Below are 24384 nucleotides of genomic sequence, written 5' to 3' on the forward strand. Positions count from 1 at the left end.
GTTTCACCTCACTGAGCTAATCATAATCAATTTTGCTCGAAATCCGACAACTGCGGCAATAGCAGGCAAATTACTGTTTCCACGACTCGCTTGAGCCACTTTCTCTTGCAACCGTCGTCGGACTTCGGCACTGCCCAAATCCGTGCCAGAGACTTCTAAACGAAAACAGGTCTCCAAATCATCGAGTGTCTGTCCGATGGGAGCAACATAATAATCTGCGCCAGTTCGGGTTTCTGCCCGTCGCAGTGCCACCAGACCGCGACTCAATTCAACTGCCGCTAATGCACACGCATAGGCTGCATCACGAGTGGCATCGTCTTGGTTCGCCCACGCATTGCGGGCGCGATCATCTGAGGGCAACCAGTCCACTTTAATCTGAAACTCTCGGTCATCGTCAATCATCTTAAATTCAGTCGGTGGAGTGTGATGACGATCTACAAGCTTTACTGCATCGGGTGTATGACAAGGGACGATATCAGCTAGCTATCGACTATACTCGTCAACTTCAGCCCAAACTGTCTGAATCAGACTGTCAGTGGGTAGAGACATTACTAAGATGTGCTAATGTGCTTACAATCGCATGACCTCTGTATGGACAAGTGAGCCAAGAACAGTGCCATAGGGGCAATTCGTTGTTTTACGAATATCAGCGGATCGGCACGATTGGTGTCAGATTGGCAATCTACTGCAACTGAATTTGGTAAACTTTTACTTCTTGAGGTCAGTTGTTTAGTCTTTCGGGTTCGCATCATGAAGCTGTACGATCGCTTGATTCAAACCCAGCGTCAACGCATTAGTGATGGTGCGATCGTGCCCATTTTAGACGGCTGTAACGCGCCTCGGCAACTGGTTTTGATTTGGTCGCAGTTGGGCGATTTCGATAACCTCGAATATGCTTGGTGGTTGAAGCGAGAGGCAGAAGTGCTGAGATCGACAGAAGTTGCAGTTCGAGCAGTGGGCATTGGAGATCGTGCTTCCGGCGAGAAATTCTGCGAATACACAGGTTTTCCTCCCGATTGTCTGTTTGTAGACCCTACTGCTGAACTCCACCAACAGCTTGAATTGTATTCGGGACTCTCGCTCAAGTTGCCATTGCTTTCGACAGAACAGAATGCCTGGTTCAATCTCCTGCTTATGTGTGCAGGCATTGGGAGTCCTGGAACTTTAACAGAAGTATTTCGGGGATATCGCGGAGATCGCACTGCACCACAGTTGATTGGCGATGATGAGACTGTAAAAGCTGCACCACTTCCGCCACTCAAAGGTTCTACTTTCCGGTGGGCAGGTGGCAGCGGTTTTCAACGTCCGTTTGAACTAGCAACCTTGCGACTTCGTAATATGACGGAAGTGCTGAGTCATTGGAAGACCTATGTGCCAAATTCTGCTTATCTGACTCAGCGCGGGGCAACGTTCTTGTTTAATGCTCAAGGTGAGTTGTTGTATGAGCATCGAGATCGCGCAATTCTGGGTTTTGCGGCTCAGATGAATCAACCGCTCGCGTTCTTGGAGGAACTCAGTGAGTAAAGAAGAGGCACTTGCCAGGGTAGAAGCTGTATTTAATGCTGCATCAGATTACTTTGATGCGCCAGCGTTGTCGTTTTGGAATCGTTTTGGACAACAGACGATTAATCACCTTGCATTGCGACCAGGCGATCGTGTTTTGGATGTGTGTTGCGGGTCTGGTGCTTCTGCGATTCCTGCGGCAGTTCGTGTGGGTTCGACAGGGCAAGTTTTGGGCATTGATCTAGCAGAATCGCTCTTGCAATTAGCGCGTGACAAAGCCCAACAGCAAGGATTGGAAAATATCAAATTTCAGGCTGGAGATTTTGAGACGTTGGGATTCCCGGATGAAAGTTTTGATGCGATCGTGTGTGTATTCGGAATCTTCTTCGTTCCAGATATGCAGGCGGCTGTTCGAGAGCTTTGGCGGATGCTGCGTCCAGGTGGGAAACTTGCGATTACTTCTTGGGGAGAGCGAGTGTTTGAGCCTGCGAATCGAGTGTTTTGGGATGCGATTGCAGTGGAACGCCCGGAATTAGTCAAGTCCTTCACGCCGTGGGATCGAATTCGTTGCCCTGATTTGCTCAGAGGTCTACTAGAAGAAAGTGGTGTAACTCAGATTGAGGTGTTCACTGAAATGGGAACCCACAATTTAACGACACCTGAAGATTGGTGGACGATGTGTTTGGGTGGGGGCTACCGAGGGACGATCGATCAACTCGATCCAGCCGCTAAGGAACGAGTGCGACAAGCCAATCTACAATTTCTGCGAACTTATCAGGTTCACGCATTAGAAGTTGATGTTTTGTATGCGATCGCGCAGAAATCAGAAGTTTAATTGATTCGACTCATTTCGGAACTGGTTCATTTCCATTGATTGCATACATCACGCATTGCATCGACCATGCCTCGGACGGCTTCTTTTCCGCCGAGATGTACGATCGCTGGGTACAGTGTGGCGAGGTCTTGCATGAGGTCAGCGCGGGTTCGATGGGCGAGGAGATGGAGATGAGATTGCCAGTTGCTGAGTGAGAGGATGGCAAGGGGAAGACGGGGAAGATAGATACTAAGAAGTTCAGCACAGGAAGGCTTGTGAGCAATGCTATAGATAATAGTGTAAGTTTGGGGCAGGAATGATTCAGGTAGTTGTTGAGCTAACTCAGTCAATATCTTCACTTGATCGGATTCATCTTACATCAACTGTATGAGCAAAAGTATCTCTGAAAAGTATGTAGAGTCGATCTGGGCGAGATTCATCAATGCGAGTATCTGCTCATACAAACTCCAAACATCTGAGCAAAACGATGCCATCAGCGGATTTTGCGCTAGTAGATCTGGTTCAGAGGTTTCCTGAATCATCCGCAACGCTGACAAAGCTTCTGAAAAGTAAGAAGAGTCAATTTTCGCTAACTCGATCAATAGCTTTGTTCGACTAGATTTATCCTGAATTGACCGTGCAACTGACAAAGCTTCTGAAAAGTAAGAAGAGTCAATTTTGGCTAATGTAACCAATACTGCTGCCCATTCAGGCGTATTTGTAATGAGTAATTTCTCTACTTGACTGGATTCATTTTGAATCGACTGCAAGAATGACAACAGGTGAGCACGGAACGCTGAATTAATTTTAGCTAAATGAAACCACATCCCCGGACGACTGTACTCATACTGGATTAACTCTATTGATTCTACGGCTGCCAATAATTTAGGAGAATCTACAGCCTCATTTTCTGCTAACGCAATTAACAACCTTGCCCGACTAATCTCGTCCTGAAACGACCCTGTGACTGCCAGCAACTGAGCAAAATTCACAGCGTCATTTGTCGCTAACTTTATTAGTACTCTTGCTCGATCAGATTCATCGTGAATCAACTCTGCGGCTGACAATGCTTCTGAAGAATACGTAGAGTCGATTTGTGCCAAGTCACAAAGCATCGCAGCACGTCTGTAATCATCCTGAATTAAGCGTGCAGCATTTAATGCCTCTAAAAAGTACGCACTATTATTTTTTACTAATTCTAAAAAAAACTCTGCCTTTCTCTCAACATTACGAATAGTCCTAGCAACATTCAATAAGCTTGGAAGCAACTCATTAATATCATTCTTCGCGACTTCCAAAAGAATTTGAACTTGATTAGACCTCCTGCACGAATCCTGAGCAGTGATTTGAACGTTGGAAAAGAGGGTTAGAAGCTGCTTAGGAGACCGATGCCATGTATAATCGCATTCAACATCTGCCGCCGAACTTATTCAAGCGCAAGTGAGGAGTCAAGCGCGAAACCTTCGAAAAAATGGTCGAAGTCCTCAAACCAAAGCTCATGCGCAAGGGGAAACGTGGCGGACAAGGCAAGTTTGGTGTCGAAGACCAACTGCTCATTGCGATGGAATATTGGCGAGAATATCGCACCATCTTACTCAATTCCCTACGGAGGGAAACCCTCCTACAGGATTGAGCGCCAGTTCCACATCGGGCAAAGTTGGGGAATTCATGAAACGACGGTTGGACACATTGTCCGCAAGATTGAAAAAATCTTGATTCAGTCGGGTGAGTTCTGCTTGCCAGGTAAAAAAGCGCTGCACTCAGCCCAGACCGAATGGAACATCCTCGTCGTCGATGTGAGTGAGAGTCCAATTGAACGCCCCAAAAAAAACAACGACCTTACTACAGTGGCAAGCAGAAATGGCACACGCTAAAAGCTCAAGTGGTTGTGGACTATCTCAGCGGTATGATTATCTGTACTGCTTTTGACAAAGGGCGAAAACATGACTTTCGCATCTTCAAGGGTTCGCAACTTCCGACTCAACTTGAGCAACTCTGGGTCGCAGACCGAGGCTATCAAGGCATCGCCAAGTTTCATGCTTACAGGTGTACTTCATTCAAAAAGTCGCGCAAGCGCTCCCTCTCCAAAGCGGAACGGCAATTCAATCGCCAATTAGCGCAAGTTCGCATCACGGTAGAACACACCTTTCGCAAGCTGAAGATCTTTCGCATCTTATCGGAGCGCTATCGCAATCGACGCAAGCGCTTTGGGCTACGCTTCAACCTGATTGCAGGCTTACTCAACTACGAGCTTACTCACTCAAACTGATTCGTGCAGGAGGTCTAATGCAACAACTGACCAAGGCGATTCAGTGAGACAGTGATGCAACACTTGATCACTCGACAACCCAACCGCACGAGCAATGGCAGGCAGTGACTTACGTGGCAAATCGCTAAGCATGCCGAGATGCAGATACTTGAATGCTTCAAAACTTCGCACGTCTACAAATAAGTCCCGGTAGACCTCGCAATAGTTGTCGATAAAGGTAACGGTGTTGACGGGTGCGCGTGGTTCAACCATCGGCTTACCAGGAATTTCAAGAACTCGTCCTTATTTTATCCTAACCAGAGTGATGAAAGAGGGATATGGGCGGGCACAAGAATTAACAACGTTGCAGCCGTGGGTGGTAGACGAACCGTGTCGATTGATCACGATCGTGGGCATGGGTGGGATTGGCAAAACCGCATTATCGATCAGACTGGCAGAACAGGTTCAGGAGGCGTTTCAGTTTGTCATTTGGCGATCGCTGCGGAAGGCCATTTCCGTCATGGAATGATTAGCGGATTTAATTGGGGTGCTGTCTTCACAGCGTGTGGAACTGCCAGAATCGCTTGATGGTCGAGTCTCTCGATTGATGGAGTATCTTCGCAAAGCTCGATGTTTACTAGTGCTGGATAATGCAGAATCCATTTTGGGCAGCGATAACCGAGCAGGTAGCTATCGTAGCAGCTACGAAGGGTATAGATATTTTTTCAAGTGCATTGCTGAAACTCGTCATCAAAGCTGTTTGGTTTTAACCAGCCGCGAAAGTTATGGGAAATGCCTGCTCAGGAAAGTCCATCCTCTCTCGTTCGCTGAGGTCGGCGGGATTGGGACAGGAAGCTGGACAAAATTTGATTCAGGAGAAAAGGCTTTGCTATTTCAGATCCTCAGTGTAAAGCACTGATTGAGCGCTACCCAGATAACCCGAGAACATCAAGTCGAAGCTTAATCTCAAGCTCTTTCAACGCTAAAATCGTCGCTTTTGTTATTCATGCAACAAAGCCGTTTGCTACTTTGAGTAACCCTCCGCGAATTAATCGCTGAACTAAGGTGACTTTTGCTTCATCAGTCAAAACATCAGGTAGTTCTTGAACAACAAATGTCTCAGTGTCAGCAATAAAGCGTAAAGCCGGTTCGATGTAGCTTAATCCCTTGATCGTGTTGCCCGGAAATTGAATGCTGACGTTAAATCCTTTCGGAATAATGCGGCATCGCATTCCAGATCGCTTGACGATCGTTGAATTGAGGTGAACTTGATCTAGAGCATCAATCTGGGCGAACTGCCCATCAGGAATTTGAGGGATTTGCCGAATGAAGCGATCCTCCATCATTTGCATCACTTCATCGATCTGAAAATTGTTCATTAAATGTTCAATCAAATCATACATCTGCGTCTTCAGACTCGACTTCAGATCTTCTTGATCGAGAAAGCCAATCGGTAGCGCTTTACGAAAGCGCTCATCTTTCATGCTCACTGCGGTTAAAGCAGTGACAATCAGATCGAACCATTGAGCGGGATAGATTCCAAGTGTAAGGTGTAGTGAGGAGGTTTCGGTGGTTTCTGCATGGTGAACGAAGCCCCGGGGAATATAAAGCAAATCGCCTGCTTCTAACCGCACCGATTCTATCGGTTCTCCTAAATGTTCTTCTGAGAATATCGGTTGAAAACTGCCAAGGAGTGGAGTGACTTGCGATGGATGATGCACGTACCATTGCTTAGAACCCTCAACCTGTAAGACAAACACATCGTGGGTATCGAAGTGGGGCTTTAATCCTTTAGAACTCTTGGGAGATAGATAAAGATTCGCAATGATGAGGTGATTCAAATCAGCTTGCAGCGTCTGACAAAGTGTAGCTAAAGGCTGCCAAAATTGCTGCAATCCGTTAATAATGAGGGTGTGTCCTTCCTGATATGCTTTGTAGAGTTGATTGAGGTTAAAACTACCGTCGGTATTGATATAGGTGCTGGGCAGAAGCTCCTGCTGATTTTTAACGACTCGAATCTCCGGAGGTTTGAGCCGGGAGAAGTTTAAAATAGCGTCAATATCTGCGATCGCACCCAGTTGAGCGTAATAGCTTTGATCTCTGTTCTTCAACAGCAAAGGCTTTTTCTCCCAGTAGTGAGCGAAGAAGTCTGTAGCGTCAAGGGGAGCGATTAAGTGATCGAAGTCAAATTGCGACACCATAGTTCTGATTCCGTGAGTGCGATCGCCTATTGTTTAAGCAGAATGATTAGCTGGTTGCTGGGATTTTTTGAGTCGAATCAGCAGATTGCCCAACTGGAACAGGGTGGGTTCAGACTTAGTGCTAGGTGGAACTGAGTCTGGAGATGTCCATTTTTTCAGTTCTTCGTAAACATTGTTACTAGCAATATAGTTGGGCGAAAACCTGAGTCGAATTGGGTCTGCGATGGAAGTCATATCAGGCGATACCGCTCCCCATTGGCTCATTGAATAGATGGAATGAAACCCTCGATATTCGCCACTACAGAGCAGATAATCCCAGTCTCGTTTTTTGTGAATTAAGCTACACAGACTCGATGCTGTGATGTAAGAGAATAGATTGGCATGCGGATTTCGTCCAGGTTTGATTTGGATTGTATCTTGTGAGAAATCAATGCTCCATCTTCGGCGATCGCGATTTGGAAAAGTAACTTCTATCTGATATATCACCTGCCAGTGACAATGTTCATAAAAGAGCGTGCGCTGATGCTCGAGAATAAACTGCAAAAAATCCTGACAAATTTCAGTTTCAATCGTTTGCTCTAGCGTCTCTAGTTCGATCTGTTCTGGATTAGGATCAGTGAGCGGATTACCAGCAATTACAGGTGCAAAGTCAACGAGATCACGATCATCTACTAGCATCTTGGCATAGTCAGAACCCGCAGGAAATTGCTCATACTGTCCTTGATTGAGAGTAAAGCAATCCCCTGGATTCAGTTGAAAGATCGTTTCTTTCAGGGTTGGAAAAGCAGTCTCAAGGTCGTGACAGAAGCGTTCTCGCGTGACAGGAAACACAGTCTGATTTTGCCAAGCTGACTCACCAATGTATTTGAATCCTTGTGCTCCGGGCGCAATCGCTTTTGGCTGAACTAGACTGATCAAATTGAATAGACAGCCATAGTATTGTAAAGGAAAAGCGAGCGGTTGATTTGCCTGATACTTTCCTTCCATGCTGATGTGCCAAGTGGTCAGCAAGAAATCGATCGTCGGAAAATTAGCTCGTACCGCTTGAATCGTGGGCGCTGCAAAGTAAGTATCAACTGTGTTCCAAAAGACCCCAGATTCGTCAGCAATGACCATGCCAAATTCTGGAACTTGCACCTCAGAACGAGTGGTCATCAATGTCGTCGCGCCTGCGCAAACCTTAGTAAAGTCGGCTAATGAATAGATCTGAGTATAGCCCAACTGACGTAAGCAGTCTTGCAGCAGAGGGTCTTTCGGGATCAAGACATCCATTGTTTTGGGGAGGTAGGCAAGCGATCGTAAATCAAAATGATCGAGATGCCGATGGGAAATGACCAGGAAATCAATGTCTTTCGGCAACTGCTCAACCATCACCTCGCGCTTGGGGCAAGACTCATTTAAGCCTTCGCAAAACGGATCCCATAGCACAGGATCCATCAGAATTTTGCAATTCTGCGTTTCAACGAGCAGACTCGCGTGACCGAGGAGATGAATTTTCATAGGGCTGATTCATAGCGATAAATGACTTTGCCAAATCGATCTGGATCATGATAGGTTCGTTCAAAAAATTCTTTGACTTGAGTTCCGGTAAACACAGAATCGATCACGACTCTCAACCGACCTGTCGCGTAATCGCGGAGCGCGCGTTGTAAGTCTTCAGTGGTTCCCAAGCAATTCCCGATGATTTGTAGATTATGCATCATCGTATATGCGAACAAATCTCGACCTAACATACCATGATATTCAAAAGGACGCTCGGTGATATGAGAATACTGATCGTATAAACCACAGGTGATATATTTACCGCGATTTGGAGCAAGTAAAGGAATGACTTTACCAATGTGCAAGTCAAAGAAGGGATCAATGATGCCGTCAAAGCCCCCCGTCTTTTGGCAGATTTCTCGGATCGCGTCAAAGTTGAACCAGTTCGAGACAGTTGGATCGATTTGAATCAGTTGCTTCACGCCGAGATCTTTTAACTGCGGTTCAAACCTGAGCGAGGTCGAAGTCGCATATATATTGACATCGAGATGCTTCAGGACATTGATTGCAAACAATGAGGTATTCGATTTTGCAGCAGTGACGAGAACATTCGCTCCTGGTTTAAGGTCGAGCTTGCGAATCATGCTGTAAGTAGTTTGCCCGCCGATACTAAAAGCTGCTGCAACTTCATCGGGCATCTCTGGCGGAATTTTGAGAAGTTGAGCCTGATGAAAGACCTGATATTCTTTCGATCCACTATTGGTTGGAATACCCGGTCTCAGTTCTGGAGCAGCAGGTTCGGGATAACAGCAATTCCCGATTACACGATCGCCAATTTGTAGCTGAGTCACGTCTTGTCCGACAGCTACAACTTCTGCGACAAACTCAGAGCCAAGCGTGAAAAATCGATCGCTTGGAGCCTTTACTGCCATTTTTAAGATGAATGCTTTGTCGCGATAATTGCAGGAGAAAGCACGTTTCCGAATCAGGACTTTTAAGGCGTTTTCAGGAGCATTTGGATCGAACGTAATATCACCCGTGTGAATCAGTCCACAGAAGATATCGATTCCTTCTAGAGACAGTTTGCCAACACTGTCAGGAGGCGTGACTAGAAGCTGAAATTGATGACCACAGATCGAAATATTTCGCATTGAATGACACCAAATGATGATCAGTTGTTAAGCATGAACTAATGCAGTTGTGGCTAAATAGGGAGGGAGCGCAAATTTTGCGATGTACTCGCAATGTGTAGCGCAACGGTAACGCGGATGAACTTCTGGTGAAGAGGAGCGCAAATCATGACGTGTCGGAGTACAGGATTCAGATAGGGCTAGATAAGCTAATGCAGTAGAGATTGATCGTTGAGCATCTTCATAGAGAGAAATGCCATAATGGTGATCTTGAATTTTCTGGATCGCTTTCTGATGAGTGCTAGCAGCATTAATCATGAGCAAGCCTAGGATGGTTAAAGGAGGAGTTGCTGGATCGATCTGCAGACTAGAGTAGAAGGGCATAACCGATGGGAATTGTCCTTGTTTATCCATAAAGTTGAGTAATCTCAGTTGAGCCGCTCTCATCGTTCGTCCTCTAAATCCCAACGCTGCCATCGTTAAAATTGCTAACGAAGTTGAGAAAGAAGGATCATACGTGCCAAACGAATAGTCTTGATTCATGCTGGCTAGCACTTCTTCTAAGAGATGCTGACGGAGATCCGTTTCATGTTCAGCGATCGCACAGGCAGTGACCCAATCGACCAAGTAGGGATTTGCAAAATATAACCCACTCCGATTTGCTATCCCTGCGGCTAGGTAGCTTGTGGAGGTTTTAGAGTCTAATCCTGCCTCTCGCCGAAGCGCTCTGATCATACAGGTCGTGGCATAATCTGCCTGGCACCAATGGCGACAACTCTCATCCACTTTCATCTTTCCAGGTTGTCGATCTCTCGACCACAACTGCGGATAGTACCCTCCCTGACCATCGGCAAAGCGTTCTAGTGCCTCTACAGATTCAGAATCCTGAATGCCTTGCAGGATTAAAGCAGAATCGGTCGCAGTAATTAAACGATCAGTATGAAATGCCCAGAGTAAATCCTGACGATGCTTGAGAAGATGCTGAGTGATGGCTTGCCGAGATTCCTGAGCTTGAACTGAGTCAGCTTGATTGAGCGCCTTGAGAACAAAGCCAAGCGGAACTAAATCGCCATAGGGAAAGGGAGCTTGTGGTCGTGGAGGATGACAGGTCATCGCTTGTGCATCTGCATCCTGAAGTAAAGAGAGCAATCCTTCTAAGCTTCGCGTTCTTGCCCAAGCAATTCGAGTCTCTGCGGCTTTCAGTAATCCAGCTTCTAGAGGAGGATCAATTGTGCCATGCTGTAAGAAAAATAGATTGCAATGTCCAGTTCGAGTGAAATGCGATAAGATTCCAGCATGAATGTGGACGGGTAGTCGATTCTGAAATTCTGCTACATAGTAGCTGCCTCGTTGCTCACCTCCTAAAAAGGTTACTCCCACTGCCTGAAGGAGTTCATAATGTTGTTGAGACGGTTCTTGATCGAATACTGCTTGGGCTTGTCCTAGCCCTGCTTGGATTTTGATGTGGAGTAAAACAGGCGAATAAGGAGCCGTCTCGCCTAAGCCCAAACAACCTGCTTCATCGACAGCAAACAGTGATAGTCGATCGACAAATCGATCGTAGAGAGACGTAGACTTGCGATCGTGAGTCCAATGTTTGCCTGATGCAACTTCGATTAGAGCAGATTGATCAGAATAGGCTAAAAAGTGCCCAATGTTTGCCAAAACGACATGACTATAGGGAGATAAGTCGATTGTCCCCGGAAGGTGGTACATCGCTTTGATTACAGATTCATCTGTAACTTGACGAATCGATGCAAGGTCAAACAGAACCATCCAATTGAGATTCGCAGGCAAAATGTGGAGAATTTCGGAGATCAGCATAGGATTAGGAAGATAAAGGATTGTAAGAAACGTTATGCCTGAGAATCAGTCTGACTCTCTGCTCGCCAGATCCAACCATTGATTGTGAACCGACTATCTGCAAATGCTTTAGACGGACAATTCACGGGCAGGACTTCGTGGATATAGCGACTCGGAAAGAAGACAATGCTATTGTTACGAGGTTCAATCAGTTTGTAGCCTAGTGTTCCAATCGTTTCGTGAAGAGAGCGATTCAACACTCTTAACTGCCCACCTGTAAAGGGTTTTGGCTCACGATAGAAATAGTAAACAAACGTAATGATACGTCCGGCTGTCTCAGGCACATTATCATCGACATGAGCCTTAAAATAATGACCATCATTGTGGGCAGTGAGTTGAACTTCTAACTGAGGCGAGAAAGGAGCGATTCCTAATTGCTTGAATAAGTCTGGTAATTTTTCTTGAATACGTTGAGTGATTAAGTCTACAATTTCCGGCAGGTGACTCTTACAGATGAGAGAATGCCGATGATGGAAATCGTAATCCTTTGAGATATCGCCTTGATGGGATTCTGTCAGAACTTGGCTAAATAAAAAGCTAGATTCACGCGTCAGCGCTGCTTCTAGACATTGATGATATTCTTCATCAGTGAGGAAATTATCAATCTGAACACTGATCTCGTTGACCTGCTGCCCTTGAGCAAATGACTGTTTGTTCAAGAGACGATGCGACACCCAGGCATAAGCTTTTGCTTCAATGGCGCGATCGGCTTGATACACAACTTTGATATGGTGCAAACCTCGCATAAAAACAACTTCACTGCAATTGCCCAAAAACTTGGAGAGGTTGAGTAAATGTGCAGGGAACTGATCTCGGTGGGTCTTTTCACGCACAAAGCCAGGATAGTCAAGCAAAGCCTCTTGCTTTTCAGGGAGACATAGCTCATGTGTAACAAGATACTGCAAAAACTCAGACCATTTGGGCTGGAGTTTGGGCTGAAAAGTTAAGTAACATTCCAATCCGATTTTGGGCGCGATTCCGGTTTCTCCGATGTCAATGTCGAGATCGATACGTTCGGTATAATGACTCAACTCTTGAAGCTGATTGTGCAAAGATACTGGACAGCCTGACCACCCTAGCGTCTCTAAATACTCAATGATTTGCCGAGTTGAAATACCCCGGATGCACAATCTTACCTGCTTAGCCCCACGTGCTAGCATTAACCCCACTTGAAAAACATAAGCTCCTAAAGGTAACGCATTGACAGCGCGGAAAGTCTGCTGTTCCAAAGCCGAAGAGAGGGGGGCACCTTGGAGAAGGCGAATCGCAGTTCGAGTCACCCAAGTATGAGCAGAGGGGTCTGCAAACGGGTCAGCATAAATCATATTCGAGCCGAAGAAGCAACTCGGAATAGGCGGATGACTGGATAACTTATGGACATCAAATTCTAGCCAGAAGTTACTGACCTTTTGATGCAAAGGAGAGAGAGTGTTATGCCAACAAGTTGCAAATTCGCGAATTTGTGCCCAGATCGGTTGTTGAAACAGCTCTGGCACAAACATATCAGGAGCTTCACCGCCTGCTAGCATTGCTTGTCCCAGTTCTCCTGCACTAATGCAGAGTAAGAAATCGGCTCTCGCGTTCGACTCGCCTAGTCGGCACTCAAATCCAAAAAAATTCGTGCTTTGGCTGGGTAGATATTGTGCGATCGCTTCAATCTGCTCCCAACTCTCTTGATCAATCAGTTGATCTGACACAAACGGCTTCGTTAGTGCTAGGTATTCAGTCAAAGGATGTTCTTGGGTACAAAGCATGATTGAAACTCAAAAAAATGAAGAATAAAATTCCAGGCAGGATGAAACGGCTCAAAATAGTTTCTTAAGAGCTAAGTCTAAGCAGTTCACTCGGTAGGAGCAACTCAATCAGATTTTTAATGTCATACTCCAATTGAGACGCACCCACTTGAAGTAATTCGATCGCACAATCTTGCAAGCTAAATACCTCCATTAAACTCGCTAATTTCAAAATTCTGGTTTTATCCCAAGCAAATTGTTTGGTCGATCGTAAATTCTTAGATTGCAAGTCTTCTACCCCGTCTCTGAGATATAAAGCTTGCGCCCATAGCACCTGACCCATCCGAGTATCGCCCAATGTACCTGTCGGCAAAGCAAGAGTATTGCGAGCATAGCGATACAGGTCTAAATCGAACAGCTTAAATCCCAAAGAACTCAGAAATAAATCAATCTGACTAAAAGTAGGTTGAGATCTTAGAGCATCGTGAAATAAAACTTCTAGACTCAAGCCTAAAACAGACTCTTGCAGTACAGTAGTTGCGCCCTTTAAGACATCTAATTCACTTCCTTCTACATCTAATTTCATAAAATCGATCGCGGGAAATTTCATGGACTGAGCAAACGAATCCAAATCAGTCGTTTCAAGTTCAATCGTCTTAACCACTTCTAATGCTTGGGCATGTTCAGATGGAAATCGTTGTAGAAATTGATGATTTGCAGGATAAAAACTAGAACCTCCTGGAAGGCGACAGAGAGAAAAAAGTCGTTGCTCTCGTTGTCGCCCTAAAGCAGCAGTATAAAACTGAACTTTAGGCTTAGAACTCAGTTGATTGAGTTGATTGAGTCGCTCACATTCTGCAACATCAGGCTCAAACCCAAGACAAACGAGTTGTTGATCATAGGCATTCCAATGCGGCTCGATTCCACCTCTCGCACCCACATCGCAAATGATCATCGGAGCATGCGCAAAAGCATGGAGACGCTTCACCAAATATTGCGTCATTTTAGGGTGGGTGTTGATGTGAGTATGCGCCATAAGTCCGTTACCCTAATAGAAAATGCGATCGCATTGAGCCGTTTGTCCCTGCGTGACATATCCATCTCCAATGCGCCAGGGAACTACTTCGGTAGAACATCCAAGCTGTGAAAGTTCATCAATGACTGCTTGAATCAAAGACTGATCATGGAGAGTATACTCTCCCGGTTCTGCCCAACTATGGGCATAGGGCATACAGACTTGTGCATCGACTATCTGACAAATCTCTGCGACTCCTTTTGGACCTAGCGTTGCTAGGTGGAAGCCTTCTGTTTTGTTCGTCACTGAAAAGATTTGAGGATTACTCAGGAGGTTGCCGATAATATCGACTCCCCAACTCGAAAGATCAGTTCCGATCGAGTTATAAGACAAAGGTTGAAAGTTGCTCAGGACTTGATCCACTGTGCCAAACGTCTTTCTCACATATTCCGCAACTTCTGTCATCGAACCCATCGGATCAGTTCCAGCATCAACTAAAAACCAAGAAGAATAGTAGGGAGTTTGGAGGAGATAGGTGTTGCCCCAATTACGCAGATCGGGATGTTTGGGAGTGTTGTACTCTGGAACAAGCGGTTGTTCTCCATAAAATGGCAAGACATGAATCTCAATATCCCCGATTGTGATTGGATCGGCGTACCAATCCACGGCAATGACATTCTGAAATCCCAAATTTTTAAGCTGAGCTTGCATATCTTCGCAAGTAATTGAGCCACGCGGAACTTTGGGAACGATGATAGGCAGGTCTGGTGGAAACATCATCAACGTAGGGTAATTCCAGTGGTCGTAGTGGCTATGAGAGATGAGAATGCCATCCACATAGCCTTCTAGAACGGCACGAGTGATGTCTTGCTGGATTCGAGATAAGCCGTATGTGGAGTGAAGTTGCGGGTCTACTAAAATTCCAGTTGTCTTAGTGCGATAAAGCAGTGCAGCATGTTGCAGCCGAATGACACCAGGTGTATCGATCAAAATGGGTTGTGCAGGTCGAGGCTGCTCTTGGACTACACTTGCTTTCATGAAGCGATCGAGTAAATTCACCATCGCATCGCTGACTTGCTGGCAAATCTGGTGATAGCTATATTTTGCCTGACCGCAGAGGTGCAGCAATTGATGAATTTCTAGTAGGGTTTCTGGCTTGCGAATGATTTCTGGTTTTTGAATCGGAAGAAAGGGAGCGAGCAGCGCATTGCTAAAGGAAAAAGATAAGACCGGATTGCGATCGGGAAAGAGCAAAGGCGTTTTGAGTGAAAAACTTTCAACAATATTGTTCGTATCGATTTCAAAAAAGGCCTCGGCAACGTTAGAGTGCGTTTCGGCAGCTTGAGCGATCGACGTTGCTAAATCATCTGACTCCAAAAAATGGTTCAGAATGTCTTGAATAAAGGGTTGAATCGTATAGCTCCCATAATCGCCAACTGTTAGAGCGCGAAGCTGAGATCCCCTTGTAAATGAAATAACGGATTCCATTTCAGTCCTCTTCATTAAAATCTGTTTAGGAAGTTGCTCAAAGATCAGACGCTGATGAAAATTACTTTGATACTGAATCTGCTCAGAAGATGTTTGAAAAGTCTCGTTCATCAGATTCACCCGCACTCGTGGCACTTGGGGCGAGAGAGAATAGAGCGAGAACCTAGTTGATCCTTTTCAAACATCCGCTCAACCAGGAAAATGAAACAACACTCACCATTTAATTTCGGTATGTGATCCGAACTGCGCGTTTAGCGTAAAAAGTCCTATATCTAGAGTAAATAGGGCTTCTCCACCTGCGATCGCTTCCAAATCCTCATCACTGAGTTCTAGTCCTTCCTCCTCTGATACTTGTTTTAATTGTGCTTGACGCGCTTGGACTGCAACCCATAATTCATCAGAAGTAAAGTTATAGCCTTTCTGATTCCCCAACTGTGTTGCCGCTTCTCGGTCATCCTCCTGCTGTAGAACAGCAACCAATTCAGCTTGTAAAATTCGATCCTCAACGACTCGTTGTATGAATTGGTTAGCAGCCTCTAAGCTCATGATCAGTGCCCCTATGATTCAGAATCCATGAGGTCTTGATTGAGATAGAGTACAACGCCACCAAAACTATGCTGAATTTCATATTGCTTAAACCCGAATTTTTGCATATAAGAATGCAGGTCTAAAGCTGTGTTTTCACCGTCATAGATCGAGATGCTATTGAAGGGATTCACTTCACTTTGCACCCATTTCATTTGACGTAGATACTCTCCCATCCCCTGCACAATTCGCAATTCTGAACCCTGAGTATTGAGGGAGAGAAAGTCATAGTCATCTTTCTGCAATCCGTGCTGCTCTAAACAAGTCGGTAAGGTGAGTGACGTTAATTCAATCTCTTCCAAGGTTTGAACGACTCGATAGTAAGGAAGGATTGCTTCGACCGAGCGATTGATCGGATAAACCGATGAATATGAGTGATCATTGATGCGGCTTCCCACTCGATTCTTATAAAACTTTGTGGGTTGATCATCCACATCAAGAATCAGGGCATTGATGCAAACCTGATGATAGGGGCTGACATTTTTAACTAATTGCTGAAACGACTCTGGAACTGCTTCGATCCAAACCACAGTATCAACTCCAGTTTGAGCATATCGCTCAGCTTCTTCTCCAATGTTACCGCCGACATGAATGATCCCTTTTGGCACAATGGGAGTACCGTTTACTACCGTACCTACAAAGTCTTTGGATTGTTCATGCTGTTTGCGGAGATTTTGAAGCAGCGTCATTCGTTTAACCCTCCCATAGTAAGACGGATGGCAGACGGTCAGGATGAGCAATTCTCAGAAGCTGATAGCCAATTCCTGACAATCCATGAAAAAAGCCTGGCTCAGTCACTCCAGATGGCGTAACCTCAGATAAGGTAAATCCGCCTTGAGCCTGCGCTCTGTTAAGCACAGTACTTGCGGTTTGACGAGCAAAGCTCAAGTGCTCTGGTTGATTCAACTGCTGGGCTGCAAAGAGAATAGTTTCAATCCGTCCGAAATTGCCCCAGCATAGGGCATCATTTCCCCAGAGCATCGATCGCTGAGTCGTATTCAGCGCGATCGCAATTTGTTCGCGAATGTCTGCGGTATCTAGCACAGATAAGCTGCCTAAGCGAGCTAAGGCAATACCCGGTGCTCCCTGTGCCCAACTCAGTTGAGTCTGATTCGTCTGAGATCGCAGATCTCGCCAGTTTTGAGCTTCGGGAGAGAACTGAGTTTGTTCATACGCGATCGCTTCAACTGCTGCGTCAAAAAACGGTTGATCTTGGGTGACAGCATAGAGCTTCAGGAGCGCATATGCAATGCCAGCAGCTCCGCGAGAAAATCCAGTCAGGGCTTGCTGTCTTCGCCAGGTTTTCCAAGCTTTTACTCCGTCAGTTCCACTTTGATGGGCGAGGAGATGCTGACCACAAGCTCTTGCTTGTTCTAGAAGAACTGCTCGATCAGAAGCTTCGACCCGCGGGATCAAGGCAAGTAAGCTCAAAATCGTACCTGCTGTTCCTCCGACTACATCAAACGTGCGATCGCCTGAAATCTCTTCTAAAGTTATCCAGGTTGTGATGCGTTGCGCAACTTCGACGAGTTCGGGTACTCGCAGCCATTCGCTGATCCAACTGAAAGCGTACACGATTGAACCTAATCCGTCTCCGCCGCCAATCCCTAAAAATTTTGCTAGCTTCAGGATAGAGGATTGATCTGGAGTGCGCATCGCCTCCAACAAGGGATTCAGCGCCAGTAACGCCAATTCTTGCCAAGTCGAGTCTTGGGTGATGTGGTAGAGCGCTGCAAAATACAAGGCTAAGCCACACTGTCCGTCATACAAACTTGCTCCAATTCTCTGAATCGAAAAGGTTTGAGTGCGATGCTGATAGTATGCACTCATCCAAGAAATACTGCTATCTTCAGCGATAATTGCAGAGCGGCGAAGCGTTTGAGCGATCGCAATGGCTTCATTAACACACTGCTCAGATGACACTGATGTGTCAACCTGGCAAGTCGAAGGTTGTGCAGATTCAAACTGAGGTTCTTCTAAAAACCGAGCATAAAAGGCAGTTTGAATGACCTGAGATTGAAACGCGAGATCTGATTCACTTAAGGCTTGAATGCGATCGCAGACTTGATCAAAACTAGAGCGATCGAACAGATCCGGAATCACAGTTCCAGTGGGCAGCGTTAAGTCGGTGCTAGAAGTATTCGCAGTGAGGAGCGGAATATCAAGCTGTTCTAGAGAGTATCTCTCTGCTTCTAGAATGCGCCAGTAACGAGGCTTTTCTGGCGATACAAGATACGCTCGGCTTAAGACATCTAGCCCAAGACTACGAGCGATTCCCGCTTGGAGAAACATCGGAGAGAGAGAACGCGCCAAAATTGCACCATAAGTTTTCGTATCCCGAAAGAGCAACCGACACTCTTGGTGAGCAAAGTTCTGAAGGGGACTCTGATCGGATAAAAGCATTTCTCGATACCGGATCAGCCACCGATACATCTGCTCAAATCCAGTGACAATCTCGCTGATAAAACGCTCTGGTGTGACGGGATCACCTTTTAAGATCGGCAAATTTGCTTTTTGTTCAAGCACCGTAGTGAGCGAACCGTAGCTTACCTGCATTCCATCTGTATTGATATGCTTCCAAGTTGAAGTCGGAACGGATTGATCTTCTAATTTTCCTAATCCACTGACATCAAAACTGAATAGGTCATTCACTGCTAACCTGCTTTGAGGCAGCAATGCTGTACGTAATACTGAGTTAAATAGCTTTCGAGAGAGTCCAGTTGCAGCATCTGAAGACTCTACAGACTGAGCAGGAATTTTCGGATGCAGCAATGCCTCCATATCGACTAATATCGGATATTCCCCATGAGCAATCAGATTTTCATAGTGATAATCGGTTCCCTCTAGCGTGTGGATTAAGCAGAGCAGCATCCCCGATCGCTGATAAAAGCGACGAACCGCTGCTTCAGATTCACAGGGCATCGCAGCGATATATTCTAACCACCCATAAGTTTGATAGTCCAACACGATCGGAGCTTTGAGCGGCAGGGGAATGTCGTGATGATTACACCAGTCTAAGAATTCGCGAAAAGCAACTTCCAGTGCTAGTTCTCTGGGTTTATAAACGACCTTTAACCCGGTATCAAAAGTCAGGATCATGACGGAGCGTCCGCCTTTGTGAGCGTCCGCGACGCTGGCATCAATGGATATGACCTGTGTCAATGCGCGATCGGGAGAGAAGGTCTGTTGAATTGTCGTCCAGTCTGCTGCTAACCGAGTCAGCAGTTCTGTGGTTGCTTCGACCCAAGACTGAACGATGCTAACAACCAAGCGTGCTAGAACACTGTATTGCTGGAATAGCGAGAGGAGTCCATCTTGTAATTGCTGATCGACAAATGCCTCATATCGATCACAACGAGGAGCACTTTGCACCGAAAGTAATAGAAAATCGCGCAAAGAATCGCCTGTGGAGCGAAAGTTGGAGAATTCATGGAATAAGGGAGTTACACAAACCGTTGCAAGTTCTTCGATGAGTTTGTGTTCTAATGTTGCATGGGTTGAGTCTGATAAAAGGTACAGGTGATCAGCCGTTCCCAAGCGCTGTTTCAGCAACGACTGGGCAACTTGCAAACTGGGGAGGCTAAGGTGCTCGAATGGAACAGGCCGATCGACATTAAGGGCGCGGTGGGATGTCGGTTTACAGCGATGTTGGGCAAGTGCCGCATCCATGATTTGTTGCAAAACTTCCACCCAGTCAGGTAAAGCCTTCACCTCTAACGATTGATCTTGCAGAAGTGCTTCGCTCACTAAAAGACGTGCTGTTTCCAGTGGCAAAGCTTCCCAGTCTAATCGTTTTTGAAAGGTTGCCCAATTGCCTTTGGCAACAACTTGGCACCAAAAGTCTAAGCGTCTGTCAATTTCGGCTTGCGTTTCAGGGGATGAATCTGGAGTTAGCAGGGAATGAGCGGGTAATGCTTTCAACTGCTCTGAAAGAGTCCGCGATCGAGCGGCGATCGCAGCCAAGATGTCGGTGGAGGAATGAGTCGTTAACATGATTTATAAATTAAGCCAATTTCCGAGCTTTGACAATTAGAAATAGCAAAAAAATGCAAAGTGAATTCCATCAATGCAAACGTAACAAAATGTTTTTATGATGTGTTGGATAGAGTTGCAAATCTAAAAAAAATCTAAGTGTTAATTGGTATCAAAAGGTATCAATCTAGAGCAATTTTGAAGGGGCTTTGAAGCAGCCGAATCTTGAGCCGAAGCCGTATCTATGTCAGACAAAAGGGTTAAAAAGTATCAAGATGTGTCTTACTGAGCTGAAAGATTATGGAAATATTCAGCGAAAAAAGTAGGAAAACGTATTTAGCCGATTGAGGATTTGTTTTCGATATCAGTTAAACATTGAGTTAACATTTTTTCACTCAGCGATTCCTTGAAAAAATGAGCTGTTGAAATTGGTAGACAACTTCTTTACGCATGTAGTAAAGTTTATTTTCAGGATTGATTAGCAAAAACTTTCAAAGTTTCTGCTGATTGTTCTAGTTGACCCTGAAGCAACAGTTTGGGCAAACGGTGCAAAGTTTGTTTTAGCCGATTTCTGAAATCGATAGTGAGCGATCTCAGATCATCCTGTTGACTGACCTCTACAGGTCATCAAGGTATTGTGATTTGAGTTTAGATTTGAGTTGAAATACCTTGCTCACTATCAAGGTATTGACGGAGTTTTCATCAGTACGATGTGCAAGAGTACGATGTGCAAGTGATAAGCCGAGAGCCGCAGCGTTACAAGAGCGCTGCGCTCCTGCCTTTCTGTTGATTTCAAAACACAATTCTATTCTGTTTAACGTATCAGGAGATTTTCATGAGTGCTGAAGCGGTCAATCAATTTCTGCAAAAAGTTGCAGAAGACCAATCTCTGCAAGCTGAGCTAGCAAGTGTTTTGGGAGCACCCGACGATCGAGATTTAACCACTCAGTTGGCGAAGCAAAAAGGATATGATTTCACCTCCGATGAACTCTGGGCAGAAGTGCAAAAGCGCCAAGCCGAGTTCGATCGACTGCGGGAATCAGGTGAACTAGAAATGAGTGACGAAGAATTAGAATCCGTCTCTGGAGGTATAATATTTACTCTCGTCTATCTCATTGGATCGGCTATCGCTACGGCAGTTGCCACAAGTGCCGGGGGTGGCGTGACCTACGCTAAAACCCAATGGTAAATCGCTGTTCATTCAATCCTAACGCGGCTTCCACCGCTAGTAGTAGACATTGAATAAAATTTGCTTCGCTAGCTAACAGTTGAACCGTCTCTGTGGTTGTCTGATTGACCGTGATATGGAAAGACGATCTGCAGATCATTCTGCTGACTGGCTTGTAGAAGTTAGTCAGCTTTTGTGGTTCAAGTTTGAACATCTATCGCAACATAAGGAATTTTGGCTTCATGAGTAGACAAGCTGTGACTGACTTTTTACAGAAAGTTAGCGAAGATCAGGCATTACAGGCTGATCTGGCTAAAGCACTGCAAGCAGACAACGATCGCGAAGCGGTTACTACACTGGGTAATCAGAAGGGCTATGACTTCACCTCCGACGAACTCTGGGAAGAAGTGCAGAAACGTCAAGCGGAGATTCAAGCCCAAGCAGATTCTGGAGAACTGAGTGATGAAGAATTGGAAGCAATTTCTGGAGGACTCAGCCCCCTAATCTTCATTACATTAGCCGCACAGGTGAGTGTGTCTGTTAGTGTTGCTGCTACCACTCCAACTTGGTAAATCAGTTACAGAATAGAAGATCTCTAGCTCCCTTCCTCTTAGGGAAAAGGGAGCTAGAGATGAGGAAAACTATACTTGCATTCAGCAACATCTACGAGCCGCGAACTAGAGTTTGACTGAGGACTTGATGAGGAGATGCCTTGGGGCGAAGTCCACGAATCCAGCCATTGATCGTAAATCGACTGTCAGCAAAGGCATGTGAGGGACAACGAATAGGCATAACCTCATGAAACTGACGACTTAGGAAGAAAACAATCCGATTGTTCCGTGGCTCTATGCTTTGAAAAGAATCAGCTTTATCGTATAGATGATTAACGAATGTGCTGTCATACAGTCGCAGTTCTCCTCCAGAAAAAGCTTTGGGTTCGTTGTGAAAGTAATAAACGTAAGTTAGTAGTCTGTTCTTAATTTTAGATTCAGAACTTCTATCGTAAATCCCATTATCAGTATGAATTTTGTAATAGCTTCCATCATTATGTGCTGTGAGTTGAGTCTCAATTTTGGATATCTCAAGTGAGGGCAAGCTCAGTTGGGCGAGGATGTCAGGAAATATTGCTTGAATGCGAGCTTCAACAATGCTAGAAAATTCAGGAAATGAGAACAAAACCCAGGCTTTTCGGTGAACTGATCCCTTGACCGTCATGTCCGCTGATACAAAATGAGATTGCTGTTGAGAGACGTAATTGAGCAGATGACGATGCTCTTCCACAGATAGCCAATTGTCAATCTGAACATAATGTGCGGCAAATTTCATGATGATTCCGCTGAGAGCAATGACGGAGCCGAGATGTAAAGCGTTGGATGCCAATTCGGACCAAGAATTTTGAACAGGATTTGATCCTAGCTGATGCTTGATGATGCAATCTTGACCTGAAAACTGCTTTATCCGATTGGCATCCAACGGAACCTATCAGACTTTGACTTTGACTTTGACGTATAGCCCTAGAAAACCGGACCTAGTATTGGACGCGCAACTGTAGCTGGTGGAGGTGGGGGCGTGGTGGAGACTGTTGAAGTAGTGGTTCCTGTTGTGAGCATAATTAACCCTGCTCCCGACATCTCCTCTAGTTCTTCAGCGCTAAGTTCTTCAGTATTAAGCTCTTCAGTTGTAGCCTCTATAGTCTCTTCAGCAGATGGATTCTCGGCATTTTGCTCAACAGGTTGAACAGGATTGATTTCGTTGTTAGATTGGCTTGTCACGATCGCATCTCCTAATGTACTAATTCGTTTTCTCGGTGTCTTGAAGAATCGGTAGGCAAAACCTACTTCATAAACAAAAACCTACTTCATAAACTAAGCTAACTTCCTGATTTTGACAACTGAAAATCTAGAAAAAATGTCGTGCATTCTCAAGTAACAAAATGTTTCTGGTTGAGTCTTAAATTGTAAAAAATAGCAGGTGTGAATTGGTATCAAATAGTATCAAAATGTAGCGGATTTGCAGGCAGCCTAAGCATACAAATTGTGGGGAAAAAGCACAGCGTGCTAAACGATCAGACACGAAAGAATAAGAAAACATGCTCTACTCATTCAATACTGCTCAACCTCGTCAGAGTAGGAAGTAGGAAATAGTATCAAAACGAGTGAAATCGTTTCAAATAGATGCGAGATCGAGCAATTTAAACTTTTCTTTTGCAAATCAAACTAATTATTGAGACTGCTAGACAATTTTGGCTATATCTAGTTAAATCTAGTGGCATGATTGACGAGAAAAGTTTTGCAAGCGCTTTGAACGTTCGTTGAAAATTTCTTTTGTTCCTTTAAGCGCGACCCAATTCAACATGATCTGAATCTACTGTAATGACTTAAATCAGAGTCAAGGAGTTTTACGATGAGTACGCAGGCTGTTACTGATTTTTTGCAGAAAGTTGCTGAAGACCAGACCTTGCAAACAGAGTTAGTGCAAGCTTTGAAGGCTGACAACGATCGAGAAGCTGTCACGCAACTGGGCAATGTTAGAGGATATGAATTTACGTCCGAAGAGTTGTGGGCAGAAATTCAGGCACGTCAAGCTGAGATTGAACGGAAGCGAGCGAGTGGAGAACTAGAACTCAGTGATGAGGAATTAGAGGCAGTGTCTGGAGGTGAACTCCTTTTTGTAGCGACGATGGTTGCATTCGGAATTGCCTCAGCCATCGGTTCTATTGTAGGAACGGCGACAGCGCACCTGTGGGGTATCGACGCATCAATTAAGTGGTAAAAGTAAGGGGTAAAGGAGCATTAGCATCATGAGCACACAAGCAGTCACTGATTTTTTGCAAAAAGTTGCAGAAGATAGTACTTTGCAAAGCGAACTAGCAAATATGATCGGAGCCGAGAACGATCGTGAAGCGGTCACCCAACTCGCACAGCGGAATGGGTACGAGTTTTCCTCAGAAGAACTCTGGGCAGAAGTACAGAAACGCCAAGCCGAATTTGAGGCAAAGCGGGAGTCTGGTGAATTGGAGTTAAGTGATGAGGAGCTTGAAGCAGTAGCAGGCGGAGAAATTGTCTCGATCGCTATTTCTGCTATCTTCCTTGCAGTCACAGTCGGAGGTAGTGTCCTCGCAGGAACGCTGGCTGCTACCGCTATCAAAGGACCAGCAGCCTGGTAGCTGTACCGAGAATGCC

General features: G+C 45.3%; 24 protein-coding genes and 2 pseudogenes. 10 read left to right on the forward strand and 16 right to left on the reverse strand.

The window, feature by feature from the left end; all coding sequences use genetic code 11:
* Positions 1 to 3 precede the first annotated feature (3 nt).
* Positions 4 to 402, reverse strand: coding sequence for a hypothetical protein (locus tag ACMUEV_RS29105; RefSeq protein ID WP_199329720.1), 399 nt, complete (start codon positions 400 to 402; stop codon positions 4 to 6).
* A gap of 14 nt (positions 403 to 416) precedes the next feature.
* On the opposite strand from ACMUEV_RS29105, the gene ACMUEV_RS29110 reads away from it, so the two are divergent.
* The 3 genes from ACMUEV_RS29110 to ACMUEV_RS29120 all read left to right on the forward strand — a co-directional run bounded on the left by ACMUEV_RS29110 (position 417) and on the right by ACMUEV_RS29120 (position 2338).
* Positions 417 to 584 carry a DUF4058 family protein gene (locus ACMUEV_RS29110; protein WP_415354713.1) on the forward strand — a complete coding sequence of 56 codons (168 nt, stop codon included), beginning with the start codon at positions 417 to 419 and terminating at the stop codon, positions 582 to 584.
* 82 nt (positions 585 to 666) lie between these two features.
* Positions 667 to 1524, forward strand: coding sequence for a peroxiredoxin-like family protein (locus ACMUEV_RS29115; RefSeq protein ID WP_415354714.1), 858 nt, complete (start codon positions 667 to 669; stop codon positions 1522 to 1524).
* A complete protein-coding gene (locus ACMUEV_RS29120) occupies positions 1517 to 2338 on the forward strand; it encodes a class I SAM-dependent methyltransferase (protein WP_190653339.1) in 822 nt (273 codons plus the stop codon). Before ACMUEV_RS29115 ends, ACMUEV_RS29120 begins: the two co-directional genes overlap by 8 nt.
* 26 nt (positions 2339 to 2364) lie before the next feature.
* Here the strand turns inward: ACMUEV_RS29120 and ACMUEV_RS29125 are convergent, their stop codons facing one another.
* A complete protein-coding gene (locus tag ACMUEV_RS29125) occupies positions 2365 to 2676 on the reverse strand; it encodes a hypothetical protein (RefSeq protein WP_190653340.1) in 312 nt (103 codons plus the stop codon).
* Positions 2677 to 2691: 15 nt separating this feature from the next.
* Entirely contained in the window at positions 2692 to 3615 is a 924-nt protein-coding gene (locus ACMUEV_RS29130) for a hypothetical protein (RefSeq protein ID WP_190653341.1), read from the reverse strand.
* 146 nt (positions 3616 to 3761) lie between these two features.
* Between ACMUEV_RS29130 and ACMUEV_RS29135 the strand changes: the two are divergent.
* Positions 3762 to 4586: pseudogene (locus ACMUEV_RS29135) on the forward strand (IS5 family transposase); the annotation flags it as partial.
* Between the two features lie 12 nt (positions 4587 to 4598).
* Here ACMUEV_RS29135 and ACMUEV_RS29140 read toward each other — a convergent pair.
* Positions 4599 to 4838 (reverse strand): annotated as a pseudogene (locus ACMUEV_RS29140) (IS701 family transposase); the annotation flags it as partial.
* Between the two features lie 52 nt (positions 4839 to 4890).
* On the opposite strand from ACMUEV_RS29140, the gene ACMUEV_RS29145 reads away from it, so the two are divergent.
* Together ACMUEV_RS29145 and ACMUEV_RS29150 are read left to right on the forward strand one after the other, a co-directional pair.
* Positions 4891 to 5094 (forward strand): NB-ARC domain-containing protein, encoded by a 204-nt coding sequence (locus ACMUEV_RS29145; protein WP_190650336.1) that lies wholly within the window; start codon positions 4891 to 4893, stop codon positions 5092 to 5094.
* Between the two features lie 18 nt (positions 5095 to 5112).
* Positions 5113 to 5484, forward strand: coding sequence for a hypothetical protein (locus tag ACMUEV_RS29150; protein ID WP_190650334.1), 372 nt, complete (start codon positions 5113 to 5115; stop codon positions 5482 to 5484).
* An 85-nt stretch (positions 5485 to 5569) separates the two neighbouring features.
* Here the strand turns inward: ACMUEV_RS29150 and ACMUEV_RS29155 are convergent, their stop codons facing one another.
* From ACMUEV_RS29155 to ACMUEV_RS29200, 10 genes are all read right to left on the reverse strand, one after another.
* Positions 5570 to 6766, reverse strand: a complete 1197-nt coding sequence (locus tag ACMUEV_RS29155) for a cupin domain-containing protein (RefSeq protein ID WP_190650332.1) — start codon at positions 6764 to 6766, stop codon at positions 5570 to 5572.
* Positions 6767 to 6799: 33 nt separating this feature from the next.
* Positions 6800 to 8266 (reverse strand): MBL fold metallo-hydrolase, encoded by a 1467-nt coding sequence (locus ACMUEV_RS29160; protein WP_190650330.1) that lies wholly within the window; start codon positions 8264 to 8266, stop codon positions 6800 to 6802.
* A complete protein-coding gene (locus ACMUEV_RS29165) occupies positions 8263 to 9399 on the reverse strand; it encodes a quinone oxidoreductase family protein (protein ID WP_190650328.1) in 1137 nt (378 codons plus the stop codon). The genes ACMUEV_RS29160 and ACMUEV_RS29165 overlap by 4 nt, the downstream gene beginning before the upstream one ends.
* A 27-nt stretch (positions 9400 to 9426) precedes the next feature.
* Positions 9427 to 11202: a hypothetical protein gene (locus tag ACMUEV_RS29170; RefSeq protein ID WP_190650326.1), complete on the reverse strand. Its 1776-nt coding sequence runs from the start codon at positions 11200 to 11202 to the stop codon at positions 9427 to 9429.
* A gap of 32 nt (positions 11203 to 11234) precedes the next feature.
* Positions 11235 to 12995: a 2OG-Fe(II) oxygenase gene (locus ACMUEV_RS29175; RefSeq protein ID WP_190650324.1), complete on the reverse strand. Its 1761-nt coding sequence runs from the start codon at positions 12993 to 12995 to the stop codon at positions 11235 to 11237.
* 64 nt (positions 12996 to 13059) lie between these two features.
* On the reverse strand, positions 13060 to 14010 hold the full coding sequence (locus tag ACMUEV_RS29180) for an FkbM family methyltransferase (RefSeq protein ID WP_190650322.1): 951 nt from the start codon (positions 14008 to 14010) through the stop codon (positions 13060 to 13062).
* Between the two features lie 12 nt (positions 14011 to 14022).
* Positions 14023 to 15477 (reverse strand): MBL fold metallo-hydrolase, encoded by a 1455-nt coding sequence (locus tag ACMUEV_RS29185; protein WP_190650321.1) that lies wholly within the window; start codon positions 15475 to 15477, stop codon positions 14023 to 14025.
* A gap of 213 nt (positions 15478 to 15690) precedes the next feature.
* Positions 15691 to 16023: a Nif11-like leader peptide family natural product precursor gene (locus ACMUEV_RS29190; RefSeq protein WP_190650319.1), complete on the reverse strand. Its 333-nt coding sequence runs from the start codon at positions 16021 to 16023 to the stop codon at positions 15691 to 15693.
* An 11-nt stretch (positions 16024 to 16034) separates the two neighbouring features.
* Positions 16035 to 16751, reverse strand: coding sequence for an FkbM family methyltransferase (locus ACMUEV_RS29195; RefSeq protein ID WP_190650317.1), 717 nt, complete (start codon positions 16749 to 16751; stop codon positions 16035 to 16037).
* 4 nt (positions 16752 to 16755) lie between these two features.
* Positions 16756 to 20055 (reverse strand): type 2 lanthipeptide synthetase LanM family protein, encoded by a 3300-nt coding sequence (locus ACMUEV_RS29200; protein WP_190650316.1) that lies wholly within the window; start codon positions 20053 to 20055, stop codon positions 16756 to 16758.
* Positions 20056 to 20869: 814 nt separating this feature from the next.
* On the opposite strand from ACMUEV_RS29200, the gene ACMUEV_RS29205 reads away from it, so the two are divergent.
* Both ACMUEV_RS29205 and ACMUEV_RS29210 read left to right on the forward strand, forming a co-directional pair.
* Positions 20870 to 21223 carry a Nif11-like leader peptide family RiPP precursor gene (locus tag ACMUEV_RS29205; protein ID WP_190650314.1) on the forward strand — a complete coding sequence of 118 codons (354 nt, stop codon included), beginning with the start codon at positions 20870 to 20872 and terminating at the stop codon, positions 21221 to 21223.
* 221 nt (positions 21224 to 21444) lie between these two features.
* Positions 21445 to 21774: a Nif11-like leader peptide family natural product precursor gene (locus ACMUEV_RS29210; protein WP_190650311.1), complete on the forward strand. Its 330-nt coding sequence runs from the start codon at positions 21445 to 21447 to the stop codon at positions 21772 to 21774.
* 91 nt (positions 21775 to 21865) lie between these two features.
* Here the strand turns inward: ACMUEV_RS29210 and ACMUEV_RS29215 are convergent, their stop codons facing one another.
* Positions 21866 to 22528 carry a 2OG-Fe(II) oxygenase gene (locus tag ACMUEV_RS29215; protein ID WP_190650309.1) on the reverse strand — a complete coding sequence of 221 codons (663 nt, stop codon included), beginning with the start codon at positions 22526 to 22528 and terminating at the stop codon, positions 21866 to 21868.
* Positions 22529 to 22716: 188 nt separating this feature from the next.
* Positions 22717 to 22974, reverse strand: a complete 258-nt coding sequence (locus tag ACMUEV_RS29220) for a hypothetical protein (RefSeq protein WP_190650306.1) — start codon at positions 22972 to 22974, stop codon at positions 22717 to 22719.
* Positions 22975 to 23605: 631 nt separating this feature from the next.
* Between ACMUEV_RS29220 and ACMUEV_RS29225 the strand changes: the two genes are divergently transcribed.
* The gene (locus tag ACMUEV_RS29225; protein ID WP_190650304.1) at positions 23606 to 23974 is read left to right on the forward strand and encodes a Nif11-like leader peptide family natural product precursor; all 369 of its coding nucleotides are present in this window, start codon (positions 23606 to 23608) and stop codon (positions 23972 to 23974) included.
* A gap of 28 nt (positions 23975 to 24002) precedes the next feature.
* Positions 24003 to 24368: a Nif11-like leader peptide family natural product precursor gene (locus tag ACMUEV_RS29230; protein ID WP_190650303.1), complete on the forward strand. Its 366-nt coding sequence runs from the start codon at positions 24003 to 24005 to the stop codon at positions 24366 to 24368.
* Positions 24369 to 24384: the final 16 nt, after the last annotated feature.

This window comes from Leptolyngbya sp. FACHB-1624, assembly GCF_047649235.1.
In the GTDB taxonomy this organism is placed as follows: domain Bacteria; phylum Cyanobacteriota; class Cyanobacteriia; order Leptolyngbyales; family Leptolyngbyaceae; genus Leptolyngbya; species Leptolyngbya boryana.